This window comes from Verrucomicrobiota bacterium (genome assembly GCA_027622555.1).
Lineage (GTDB): Bacteria > Verrucomicrobiota > Verrucomicrobiia > Opitutales > UBA2995 > UBA2995.
On the sequence record JAQBYJ010000134.1, the window covers coordinates 1 to 13,129 of the forward strand.

Annotated in this window: 7 protein-coding genes and 1 pseudogene; 6 read left to right on the plus strand and 2 right to left on the minus strand. The window is 49.3% G+C overall.

The genetic code is table 11. The features are described 5' to 3' along the window. The first annotated feature begins 69 nt into the window (after positions 1-69). Together O3C43_21965 and O3C43_21970 are read left to right on the plus strand one after the other, a co-directional pair. Positions 70-474, plus strand: a pseudogene (locus O3C43_21965) (fructose-bisphosphate aldolase). 187 nt (positions 475-661) lie between these two features. Next, entirely contained in the window at positions 662-2,002 is a 1,341-nt protein-coding gene (locus O3C43_21970) for a Gfo/Idh/MocA family oxidoreductase (protein ID MDA1069162.1), read from the plus strand. Between the two features lie 64 nt (positions 2,003-2,066). Here O3C43_21970 and O3C43_21975 read toward each other — a convergent pair whose 3' ends face one another. Further along, complete coding sequence (locus O3C43_21975) at positions 2,067-4,307, minus strand: hypothetical protein (protein ID MDA1069163.1); 2,241 nt, start codon at positions 4,305-4,307, stop codon at positions 2,067-2,069. Positions 4,308-4,465: 158 nt separating this feature from the next. Between O3C43_21975 and O3C43_21980 the strand changes: the two genes are divergently transcribed. From O3C43_21980 to O3C43_21995, 4 genes are all read left to right on the plus strand, one after another. Beyond that, the gene (locus O3C43_21980; protein MDA1069164.1) at positions 4,466-5,659 is read left to right on the plus strand and encodes a PA0069 family radical SAM protein; all 1,194 of its coding nucleotides are present in this window, start codon (positions 4,466-4,468) and stop codon (positions 5,657-5,659) included. A gap of 131 nt (positions 5,660-5,790) precedes the next feature. Continuing rightward, positions 5,791-8,667, plus strand: a complete 2,877-nt coding sequence (locus O3C43_21985; protein ID MDA1069165.1) for a PSD1 and planctomycete cytochrome C domain-containing protein — start codon at positions 5,791-5,793, stop codon at positions 8,665-8,667. A 6-nt stretch (positions 8,668-8,673) separates the two neighbouring features. Beyond that, complete coding sequence (locus O3C43_21990) at positions 8,674-10,161, plus strand: DUF1501 domain-containing protein (protein ID MDA1069166.1); 1,488 nt, start codon at positions 8,674-8,676, stop codon at positions 10,159-10,161. A 123-nt stretch (positions 10,162-10,284) separates the two neighbouring features. Beyond that, complete coding sequence (locus tag O3C43_21995) at positions 10,285-11,394, plus strand: aminotransferase class I/II-fold pyridoxal phosphate-dependent enzyme (protein MDA1069167.1); 1,110 nt, start codon at positions 10,285-10,287, stop codon at positions 11,392-11,394. A 46-nt stretch (positions 11,395-11,440) separates the two neighbouring features. Here O3C43_21995 and O3C43_22000 read toward each other — a convergent pair whose 3' ends face one another. Next, positions 11,441-12,826: an aminotransferase class III-fold pyridoxal phosphate-dependent enzyme gene (locus O3C43_22000; protein ID MDA1069168.1), complete on the minus strand. Its 1,386-nt coding sequence runs from the start codon at positions 12,824-12,826 to the stop codon at positions 11,441-11,443. Positions 12,827-13,129 lie beyond the last annotated feature (303 nt).

Consider the following 13,129-nt stretch of genomic DNA (forward strand, 5'->3'; position numbering starts at 1 on the left):
GCCTGAACTACGAACCAAAAAAAAGAAAACCTTCCTTCCGGAAGGCTTTTCGAACAGGGTCTAGATAGAAAAAAAGTTTACCTTCCCGGCACAGTCCTAAAACCGAACATCGTTGTTCCTGGAAACGACGATTTGAAAAAGCCACCTATCGAAGTCGCCCGCGCGACGATTAAGGTCATGAGAGATTGCGTGCCCGCTGAAGTGCCTGGGCTAGCTTTTTTATCTGGCGGAATTGGTGACAAGGACATCACTCAGTATTTGAATACTTTGAACGCACTAAATGAACCTTTGCCCTGGAACCTCACGTTTTCCTTTGGACGGGGTTTGCAACGAGGAGCCCTCGCGGCGTTTGCAGAAGGGGATTTCAAAAAAGCCCAGACCTCCCTGTTGATTCGAGCCATGGCAAATTCCAATGCGACGCTCGGAAATTATGCATCACACGATTATCCGCTGGCAAAGGTGGTTTCCGATTGAAGACAATTTGGTTAGTAATGGGTATAAATTTCCGATGCGATTTATCATCCTCTAATGTCTGTTTCGTCTCTTCGCCTTTAGCTGATCAGAATTAAACAGGTAGAAATCCTGCAGAAAGACCCTAGAACCCATTTGCTTGTCTACTTCGTGAAATTCATCCAGCCTCGAACACTACCCTATGAAAAGCATGCCCCGAAAACTATCACGACGGAATTTCATCAAAGCCAACTCGGCTCTCGCCGGGTTTTATATCCTACCTTCCGGTCTTCTTTCAAATTCTCCCAACAGCAAGCTTTGCACCGCACACATCGGTACAGGAGGAAAAGGATGGACCGACCTCACACAGATTGCTGCCGACCCTCGCACGGTAGTAATTGGCCTTTGCGACATTGATTTAATTCACCTCAACGGAGAGAGCCGACGAAACCGAAAGAGAGACAGCGAATCATATTCTTTTCCGTCTGCGAGGAAATTTCAGGATTACCGGGAGATGCTGAGTGAGCTGGGCAACAAGATTGACGCCGTTTCGATTTCCACGCCCGATCACACTCACTACCCCGCTACGCTCGCTGCGATGGAGCTCGGCAAACATGTCTACACCCAGAAGCCGCTGACGAACAATATCTCTGAGGCCCGCCACCTCATGGAAGTGGCGCGAACGAAAAAGGTCGTTACTCAAATGGGTATCCAAAACAAAGCAAGAGAAGCTTATCGGCTGGCCACACGATTTATTCGGGATGGAGTAATCGGAAAGATCGCCAAGGTCTACGTATGGTCGCATAAGGACTGGGGACATGACGGCGTTCCCTATTCAGGAGAGGATCCGGTACCCCATGACATCGACTGGAATCTGTGGTTGGGAACCGCTCCAGCGCGCCCCTATCTCGAAGGCAAATACCATATGGGCGAATGGCGTCGTATCATGGATTTTGGTTGCGGAACGCTGGGCGACATGGGTGTGCATATTTTTGATACACCCTTCGACTCACTCGGCCTGGAACCTCCGATTTGGGCCGAAGCCACCTGCCGGGAACCAAACCACTTCAGCCTGCCGACGCAATGTGAGGTGCGCTACGGATTCAAGCCTACTCGACTCACCACCAAGGATTTCGAATGGACCTGGACCGATGGAGCCATGTCCCCGCCCACGGGTCCCGAATTGGAACTTCCGAACGGAGAGGCTCTACCCCAGCAAGGAGCCATGTTTGTAGGCGAGGAAGGACGTATGCTCCTGGGCCATATTAACGGTCCCCGGTTTTTTCCTAAATCCATTTACGAGAAACTTGTAAAACCTGACTTGGGTCCCCAAATAAATCACTACGGTCAATGGATCGACGCTATTTTCGGAAGCAAAACTGTCCCGGCCGCCAATTTCGATTACTCAGCAAGGATGGTCGAAGGAGTTCTCCTGGGTGTGATCGCTGGCCGCTATCCCGGACAAAGAATCAACTGGAACACGAAGAAGGGAAAAGTCACAAACCTCCTGGAAGCCAACGCCTTTGTGACCAGGGATCACCGGAGTTTTTGAGCAAGGGGGCTTTAGGCGGAATACCAATTAATCAAGAATCTTGTAAAGACCCTTGCTCTTTTCCTTATTTTGCCCCCATCAAATTCACCATCGATTCACCCAGGGTCGCTTCCAGAACTGACCTGGCCGTTTTCTCGCCGGCTTTGATTTCAGATTTGCTTGCATCCAGTGCGTCAAACCACTCCGTCACCTTTTCATGGCCATGTTTGGAACGGAGTCGAAGAAAATTTCTTTGCGAAAAAGCCTTGAGCTGGGAAACCGGAACTTTTTCTTCATCCCAGGTAAAAAATGCTTCCTCGGAGACGCTTTTGCCTCCTTCGATGGAAAAATATTTATCCCAAAATTGTTGGTTCTCTTCATCGCCGATCAACTTCCCCAAAGTCATGAAACACACATACAATGCAAAGCCTTCATGAAACCATCGCTGGTCGTTGCCAATATAGCTGAAGTTTCGTTTGGAAACCGCCAAGGCCAATTGGATGATGTAATTGGCAACCACTCTCCTGGAGGATTCTTCCATGACCCGGTCAAACTTATCAGCGAGATCATTCAAAGAGGATTGAATTGCAATCGTGTCATAGTCCGGTCCTTGGACCGGTATATACCATTTTCTGAACCGGAGACTCTCCCGCTTTAGGACCAGAGGCAGGTGGGGCGGTGCCACTATCGTTCCATAGGGCTCTCCAAATGAAATGGCATTAAAGTTTTTGCCTGCCCGCATCGCCGTAAAGGTATCCTCATAATCCCAAATCTCGAGGCCGCTAAACACCAGTTCCGGATTCAATTTGCTGAGGTCGATCTGATACAATTTTTCGATGTATTTTGTCACGTTGGGTCGAGGTACCGTCCTGCCGCGACTCAAGAGCCAAATCAATCGATGCACTTCATCCAGCCTTTCAGTATTCTTTAGCTCGTCAGCCAATCTGTCTTTAACCAGCGATTGTTTCAATTTAGCTTTAAGCGTTGAAATTTCCTCGTTCAAAAAGCCTTTGGAGATACCGATACGCTGATCGTAACGGATAGGAATTTCATCGATTGTAAATTCGATGAACTCAGGTTCCGGAATCGATGGAGGCATCGAATTCAGAATCTCCAATTCGGAAAGTATATCGTCCAACGGCCTGGTTTCTACTTCTCCGTAAAAGTCAAATAATTCCCGACCCGTCACTTTTTTGCAGGCATCGTTCACGGTGGAAAGCGAGGCCTTCTTGATCGATGTTTTTCCGGTTTCTTTCCATATCTCCGACAACGCGGTATCACCATACCTCTGGGCCAACAGAAAAAATGCCAACGATGAGAAATCATAGTGAGCTCGCCGATGATTTTTCGTCTTATACTTAAAGCCCTCTTTCTTCTCATATTCTGAAGCGATCCAATTCACCAGATCCACATCCGCTTGCAGATGGGCATGCCTTCGAAGTTGCGATGCCACAGGATAAACCTGGTTGGCGGCCTCCACGCCATCCAGATCCCGGGCGACTTTCCAACTGACATACTCGGCCATGCCATCCAAAGCTGATCTGCGGTCGCGGCTACGCATGTACGATAGACCCAAACCGACTTCAGCGGCTTCATGAATAACAAAGTGCATGCAGAGCGCTCCCTGATCTGGACCCATGCGCTGCGGAAATTCGTCCATAAATTCGATAACGCTCCCAAACACAGAAGAGATCCATTTGCGAACCACTTCATTGGGAGGAACACCTTCAGTTTCCTCAGTAAGAAGAATTGCCAATACCGGAGCCTCGGTCGACGTTGCTTTGAAGCTGAACCCGTAATTGAATTTGTCTTCCCCGGGATCGTAGGTGAACGGAGCAATTGCTTCACCTGCCTTCAGCTTCTCCTTCAACAAAAGATTGTCCCACACCACACACTGTCGGGGAGCGATTGGATTAACCGAATTCTCACGGAGGTTTTTTTTAAAGATTCCGATCAGCTCAATGAGCTGCAGGGTTTTGTCATAGACTGTTCCCATGGTTGCGGTGGGTTCTTCGATTCCAATCGCAACAGCGATACTTGCCAATAGCGCGTCCCGTCTGGATCGCAATTTTTCCAGAATGAGAGGATCTAGTGCTTCATCAATGCCACCCAGTTCGTTCAACTTTTCATCCACAGATTCCGCCCATTTTTCCATTTCCTCAAAAGCCGCCGCCACATACGCTTCTTGCCCTTCCGAGTATTCCACGGTGTAGCCGTTTCGAGTCTCTACCCAACGATCCGCTTGGTCAAGGTGCGGTTGAGTTTCTGCGTTCGCTGTTAGAAAACCTCCAAAGACGAAACTGCTGATTACGGCTAGACGATTCATTACCAATCCAGGGTGAAAAGCGAAACAATAGACGCTAACGGTGACTGAATCCACATTAAAATATTCAATGGAACGCAGGAAACCAAAAAAAGTGTGACCAAAAAAAAGGGGGACGGTCCAACAAAAAAAAGGGGGACGGTCCAAGTTCTTTTGTGTAAATGGAGAACAACATACGAGGTCAGGCAGACAGGGAAGAGGCTAAGGGGACACTCACCGAAAAAAATTGCCCAAAAATTGATGGTCTGCCCAAAGAATTCGTTGACGCCCAGAAAAGTGAACGCATGTTCACTTATTATATGTCGAAGATTCCAACATCCATCCGGGGCCGTTCAGCTGCTTCCAATCCTGCCAATCGTTTTGCTTCGGAAAGCTACGAACCAGATGAGGAAGAGCTCGGAGGGCTTACTTCCGTCAAAACTCAGGTCATCGACGATCATGCCGTGAGCATCATTAGCCGCAATCAAAGTCCCGACATTCCCTTCGATGTCAGCCTGAATCCTTACCGGGGTTGTGAACATGGTTGCGCCTATTGTTACGCCCGCCCAACGCATGAATTCCTGGGTTATTCCGCCGGTCTTGATTTTGAAAGCCGGATCCTGGTTAAACGGGATGCAGCCCGTTTACTGGAAGCCGAATTGGCCAACCCCCGATGGGAACCCAAGCCACTTTCAATGAGTGGAGTAACTGATCCTTACCAACCTTTGGAAAAAGAATTAGGCATCACCCGCCAATGCCTGAAAGTCCTGCTAAGGTGCCGCAATCCGGTTATGATCATTACTAAAAACGCTGGAGTGTTGCGTGACATAGATCTGTTGAGCGACCTGGCCAAGTGGAACTGTATTCAAGTCACCCTATCTGTAACGACACTCGACTCAGAGTTGGCGCGCAAGATGGAGCCACGCACGTCAAGCCCTCGTCAACGATTGGATACAGTGCAGAAACTCAACAAAGCAGGTGTCCCTGCAGGAGTGATGATAGGGCCTGTCATTCTTGGACTTAACGATACCGAGATTCCCGCTATCATCCAGGCCGCCCATGATGTGGGAGCGCGGTGGGTTCATTACGTCCCCTTGCGTTTACCTGGAGCTGTAGCGGATGTGTTTCGTGAGTGGCTGGAGCGCGAGCTGCCCGATAAGAAAGACCGCATCATAGATCGGTTAAAAAGTTTTCGCGGCGGACGATTGAATACCAACCAATTTGGAGAACGTTTTCGCGGGCAAGGCCCATGGTCGGAAGAAATAAAGCACCTGTATCAACTGGGTTGTATAAAAGCCGGGTTTAAAGAACAACCTGTGCAGTTAAGTACGGAGCATTTCATTCCTCCCGGAGTGAGCCAAATGAAGCTGTTCTGAAGGGAAGACAACCGACTAAAGGATTAAGAAATTCGCTTACCTGGCCTTCCCGTAAACCCGAAAGTAAAACTTAAGACCAACTATCAATCCGCTTTGACATGGAATGTTGACCTTATAGGTTGGCAGAGTTCATGAGATTTCGTCCCCATATCAAGCCGCTCACCATTGTTCTCAGTTTGTCTGTTCTGGGTAATAATGCATATGCCGAGATTGATTTCGCTCGGGATATTCAACCAATTCTAAATGAGAACTGCATTGAGTGTCATGGTGGAGTGAAAGCAGCGAGCAATCTATCGTTCATCTACGAAGAAAGCGTCATCAATTTCGAAGGTAAATCAGGATATACGGTGGTTACACCGGGTAATTTAGAGGACTCCGAAATGTACTTCCGTGTGACGACCGACGACGAGGAGGATCACATGCCGCCTCCTGAAGATCACAAAGCGCTTTCCGAAGATCAGGTCGGCCTGATCAAGCAATGGATCGAACAGGGTGCCAAGTGGAGTGGGCACTGGGCTTTTGAGACACCTACCAAGCCCCCCGTTCCTGCAACCGTTTTTGACGATCAGGCGAAAGGTGCCATAGATCATTTTCTTTTAAAGCGATTGGAGCAAGAAGGCCTCGAACCAAGTCCAACCGAAGATGCGGGACGTCTTCTTCGACGGCTTAGTCTCGGTCTGACAGGATTACCGCCGTCGCTTGCCGATCTCGACACCTTTGAAACTGCCTTTGCTAAAGATCCAAAAAAGGCTTTAGAAAAAATCGTCGATGACCTCTTGCGTGAGCCTTCATTTGGCGAGCGTTGGGCTACCATGTGGCTGGATCTTGTTCGCTATGCGGACTCGGGTGGATTAGGTCAGGATCAGAGACGTACGATTTGGGCCTATCGCGACTGGGTGGTTAAAGCATTCAACGACGATCTCCCATTCGATCAGTTTACCATTAAACAACTGGCTGGGGACCTGCTCCCCCAACCCACCGTCGACGACCTCGTCGCCACCGCCTGCCAACGAAATACTCAAACCAACGATGAAGGCGGCACCGATGACGAACAATTCCGCGTCGAAGCAGTAATCGATCGGATCAACACTACCTGGCAGACCTGGGGTTCAATCACGTTCGGCTGTGCTCAGTGTCACGACCATCCTTACGACCCTTTGAGAAATGTTGAGTATTACCGCTTTATGGATTTCTACAATAATTCAGCGGATTCCGATTTGGAGGACGATGCACCTTTAGTGAAAGTCCCTGACGAACCCGACCGTTACGGTGAAGCCACCGAATTGCGCAAACATATCCTGAGCCTTAAAAAAGCAATATGGGAACCAGGTACCCGTTTACGAGATACAACCGAATGGAATAACCTGAAAACGATTTCGGTTAAGTCTGACAATAGCACCCAATATGTAGTCATTGAAAAACCAACACACACCGAGTTTCACACCATCGGCACGGTGGAAACCAAAACCCACACACTCATAGAGGTCCCAGCCGAAGACCTCGCTGGCCAACCGTTGACCGCATTAAAGCTGACAGTATTGCCCCATAACCCCGAGACAGCGGTTCACAATTCTGAATGGGGATTCCTGGTAGATGATCTGGAGGCCTGGGTGGTAAATGAAGGAGGAGAAAAGATCCCCGTAACCTTCAGATTGAGTGTGCCTGATGTCCCCTGGATACCGACTGATCCGTTACAAACCATCTATCCAAATGGAAAAAACTGGGGTGCTGATTCTCGTATCCATCATGCCCGTCAATTAATTTTGGTTCCCAAGTCACCTATCACTTTAAAGGAGAACTCCCACCTTGCACTTCATATCCATTGTAACAAGACGGGGCATGGTAGTCATCCCATGGCAATTAAGCGTGGGCATTTAGCCAGCAGTTCGGATGTACGTTGGACCCAATTGGAAACGAAAGAATCCGATGCTTATGCCATGAGACAGGAGTTAGAAAACACCTTGTGCAAACTTTCTGACATGCCGGGCACCACGGTTCCGATCATGCAGGATCGCCCGAAATTATTATCAAGACCAACCCATGTTTTTGAAAGAGGCAATGCGATGGAGAAAGGCGAATTGGTAGTCGCAGGATTACCTGCGACACTCACCAAATCAGCCTCGGCGACAGATTCCCCCGATCGACTCGAGATGGCACGCTGGTGGGTTTCGGATAAACACCCGCTCACGGCGCGAGTTTTCGTCAATCGACTTTGGCAACAGCTCTTCGGAGTCGGAATCGTTCCCACCCTTGAAGACTTCGGTTCCTCAGGCGATAAGCCCACTCACCCGGAATTACTCGATTACCTGGCCACACGTTTTCAAAAGGACTATGATTGGAGTGTGAAAGCGATTTTGCGTGAAATAGTCCTTAGCCATGCCTTCCAACAATCATCTCGTGTGACACCCTCGCTGGTGGAGCGCGATCCCGACAATCGCCTCTTGGCTCGTGGACCACGCCTGCGGCTCTCTGCAGAAATGATGAGAGATCAGGCTTTAGCAGTGAGCGGACTTCTCTCAAGCAAACTCGGAGGACCACCGGTCCACCCACCTTTGCCTGACGGCGTATGGCAGCCTTTCCTTAGTAAAGACTTATGGATAACAGCTCAACCAGGAGACGAAGACCGTTACCGTCGCTCCATTTACACCTACATCAAGCGAAGTATTCCGTTTCCCACGTTTGCCACTTTCGATGCACCGTCCCGCGAGTTTTGTACCCCGCGTCGTCTAACTTCAAATACTCCCTTACAAGCTCTGGTAACCTTAAACGAAGAAACTTTCGTCGATTGCGCGAAAGCACTGGGACAACAGTTCGAATCGGAACTTCCCTTCCCATCCGAAGATCTGTTTACCCAAGCACATCGCCTTGTCACTGGTCGGCCAGCAGATGAAGATAGTCTGAAGGAACTGGAACAGCTTTATAAAAAGGTAAAAGACCAATCCCCGGAACAGGCAGGAACCGTGGTCGCACAAGTCCTTCTCAATCTCGATGAAACGCTTACCTATTGAACTGCGATGAACCTTGAATCTTTACTCAACGAAACTCGCCTTCGAACTCTTGAACGCGAAACGCGTCGTCAATTTCTCACCCGCTGCACCACCGGATTAGGAGCCCTGTTTTTGGCAAACCAATTAGGTGCCGCTCAAGAGACTCACGGCCTCCCGCAGCACGATGCTTCAAACCCGCTCAATGCTCTCCCGCCACATTTTCCTGGCACCGCCAAGCGGGTTATTTATCTGCACATGATTGGAGCGCCGAGCCAGTTGGAACTCTTTGACTACAAACCCGATCTTCAGCGACTCGATGGTCAAGCGTGCCCACAATCCTTTCTTGAAGGTAAAAATTTCGCCTTCATCCAAGGGACACCCAACATGCTGGGGCCTCAGTATCCGTTCCAACAGCACGGCAAGTCAGGCGCATGGGTTTCAGACCGCTTACCACATTTTGCCAAAGTCGTAGATGATGTGAGTTTCATAAAAACGCTCCAAACGGATCAGTTTAATCATGGCCCGGCTCAGCTCATGGTTCACTCGGGGCAGGCCCGCATTGGTTATCCTTCTATTGGCTCCTGGGTTACCTGGGGTTTGGGTACCGAGAATTCTGATCTTCCAGGATTCGTTGTTTTACTTTCCGGCGGTCGCCAACCTCGGGTAGGAAAAGCTCTTTGGAGTTCCGGTTTTCTTCCCTCCGTCTACCAAGGCGTGCAATGCCGCTCACACGGAGATCCGGTTTTAAATGTTTCTAATCCGGAAGGCATATCTCGCGATATTCGCCGATCCACTCTCGATACGCTAAAATCCCTGAATCAACAAACCCATGAAGATTTTGGTGATCCAGAAACGCTGACCCGCATCGCCCAGTATGAAATGGCATTCCGCATGCAGATGGAAGTGCCCGATGCCATGGACATCTCGAAAGAGCCGGCCCACATCCACGAACTGTACGGCACGGAACCAGGTAAAGAGAACTTTGCCAATAATTGCCTGCTGGCACGCAGACTTATAGAACGGGACGTGCGTTATGTTCAACTTTTCGACTGGGGATGGGATTCACACGGCGCTGGTATGGACGAAGCTCTAAACGGGGGCTTTAAGGATAAATGTCTTCAAACGGACAAGCCCATTGCGGCGCTACTGACCGACCTCAAACAACGCGGACTTCTGAAGGATACCCTCGTAGTCTGGAGCGGCGAATTCGGTCGCACGCCCATGCGTGAAAACCGAGGCGGCCGCGAAATGGAACTTATAGGTCGTGATCATAACCCCGGAGCTTTTACTGCCTGGATGGCCGGGGGTGGCGTAAAACCAGGGATGTCCTATGGTGAAACGGACGAAGTCGGCTACAGTGCAGCGGTTAATCCCGTTCCGATGCAAGACTACCATGCAACCCTGCTCCATTTATTAGGCTTTAAACACAAGAACTTAAACTATCCCTTCCAGGGCCTGGACCAGCGCCTAACCGGGATCAAAGACGCCAGGGTTATTCGAGAGCTGATCGCTTGAGGATACTTCTTTTTCGTCATGTTTAGAAAAATACTCTGGTAGACCTATTCGCTGCTCTCTCTTCCATTTTGAAATTAATTTTCCATTGCTCAGAAAAAGGAACCGACCTAACTACTCGTACTCATGTCGTTACCATTCACGTCCATTGTAGATTCGCTTCCTGCCACTATCCCCTTTGTCGCTCCAGAGGCTATTGAACGAAAAACAGGGGTCCCTATAAAAGTTCGCGTTGGTGCCAATGAAAGCGCTTTTGGTATTTCGTCAAAGGCTCACGAGGTCATGACCCAGGTCCTTGGACGAATCTCCCATTACAATGATCCGGAAAACCATGATCTGCGGGAAGCACTGGCCGAGCATTTCAAAGTCACAATGAACCACATAAGCGTGGGTGCGGGAATCGACGACCTTCTAGGCTTGGCTGTTCGTGCTTTTATTGGACCGGATGACATCACGGTATCTTCATTAGGTTCATACCCTACCTTTCATTTTCATGTAGTCGGCGTTGGTGGCAAAAGTCATACCATATCCTATCTGCACAATGGTCTGAACGACCTGGAAGCCTTGGCCGAAGCCGTGAATCGGGTAAACGCCAAAATGGTCTACCTCTCGAACCCGGATAACCCTGCAGGCACTTGGCACAGCGCGTCCGATCTAAATTCGTTTTTCGAAACACTCCCACAAGATTGCGTAGTCATACTGGATGAAGCCTACATTGAATTTGCACCTGAAGGAGTCGCCTTTCCGATTCAAGATCTCGACCCGCGCATTATTTTGATGCGAACCTTCTCCAAGGCGCATGGCATGGCCGGAGCTCGTGTAGGTTATGCTCTGGCTGATCCAGAAATCATAACCGCCTTCAACAAAGTCCGCCTGCACTTCAACGTGAACCTGGTTGCTCAAACGGGTGCACTCGCCTCACTACAAGATCCTGATTTCGTCAAAAGCGTTGTGCAAGAAGTCGAGACCGGCCGCAGAGACTATGAAGCCCTTGCTCATAACCTGGGCTTGAAAACGCTCCCTTCTGCCACCAATTTTGTTACCATTGATTGCAACACTCAACCTCGCGCTCAAGCCGTTCTCGAAACACTGGCGACCAAGGGTGTATTCGTTCGCAAACCTGGCACTCCTCCACTCGACCGATGCATTCGCGTCACTGTAGGTACTCCTGAGGAGCGAAATGCTTTCGCAGAAATTTTTCCGGAAGCCCTGGCCGAGGTTGACGCTGCGAAGTAGCCAAAAAGATAGACTAGAAATGCGTGGGTTCGCGTTTAATGAAATCCTAGTCGTCAGCAGTTTGTTCGAAAGATAAATCCAGCACCTCGAGAAGGAAATCGATGTCTGCTTCATGGATACACATGGGCGGAGCGATCCGAATAATATTTCCGTCCAATCCGCCCTTGCCGATAAGCGCACCCAGCTCTCGAGCTTTCTCGAAAACAGCGGCGGTTCGTGCTGAAGCTGGCTCCTTCGATTGCCGGTCGATCACCAATTCGATACCAATCATAAGTCCCTTTCCACGAACGTCACCAATGACCGTATGCTTTTCCATCAGATTGCGAAGACCAACCAACAAGCGATCTCCGAGAATCGCGCAACGCTCCTGTAGCTTGTCGCGTTCTATTATGTCGAGAACCGTTTTACCAACTGTACACGAAACAGGGTTACCCCCAAAAGTATTGAAATGAATGCGTTGCTGCAATGTTGCGGCGATATCGGGAGTCGTAACCACGGCTGCAAGGGAGGCACCGTTACCAATGCTTTTGGCCATCGTCACAATATCCGGAATCACACCCTGCGTTTCAAATCCCCAAAACGCCTCGCCGGTTCGGCCAAACCCGGACTGAACTTCATCGGCAATGCACACTCCCCCAGCCTCTCTAACAATACGGTATACTTCCTTTAAATAACCGTCTGGAAAAACAACCACTCCACCTACTCCTTGTATCGATTCGGCAAAAAATGCGGCAACATTTCCCGGAGTTCCGTAGCGAATAAGTTCTTTAATTTCCGCAGCGTATTTAATGCCGGCATCTGGATCCTCATGCCCCCAAGGTCCGCGGTAGGGATCTGCATTTTTGGCATGATGAATGCCAGCTGAGTGTGGGTAATTAAACTTCCATGAACTGTGGGAAGTCAGGCCCATCGTCGATGCGACTCCACCATGATAGGCATTTCGAAGGGCTAGCACATCGTAGTTTCCCGTGTATAACCGAGCCATCAACAAGGCCAGATCATTGGCTTCCGAACCCGAGTTTACAAAATAGCAAACCTTGAGGTCGCCTGGCATTTTGGATGCAAGTTTCTCCGCATACTCAGCAATAACATTGTTAAGATAAATGGTTGGAGCGTGGGAAATTTTATTCATCTGCTCATTGGAAGCCTGGGCCACTTCAGGATGGGCGTGCCCTACACTCACCGTGACTATTCCACCAAATGCATCCAGGTAGCGTTTACCCGTCTCGTCGTAAACATACTGCATGGAGCCCTCCACGACCATGATTGGTTTTTTGTAGTAGAGAAATAAACCGGGATTCAGGTACTGCTTTCGCAGTGCTAAAGTTTCTTCATACGAAGGACCTGAATGAGGCGTGGGCGTGTGATCGTAAGCGGGGAGAGTGGGTTCAGTCATCATGGGTTCGTTTCCTTTTCCAGGAAAAAGATTCATAAGAATATAGTAGACGGCCAAGGCCAGAAAAAAAGCTCCCTTCTCCACAATCCTGAGTTAGTTTACGGCCTCATTCTCGCAAGCACCAAAACCAGGAAGGATCGAAACTAAAATTACAAAGCAAGCAGTACCGCCCGTAGCAACCCAAAATGCCAGGTCTAAGATCATCCGCAAAAATCAAGATGACATTTGGTCGTGCACTTTCAGCGCCACCCGCAAACTGCGTTGTTAATCCAACAGCTAAGCAAAAAACAAAAGCAGGAATGTATTTCTTGGGGCTCATGAAAAAGAATCAATACAACA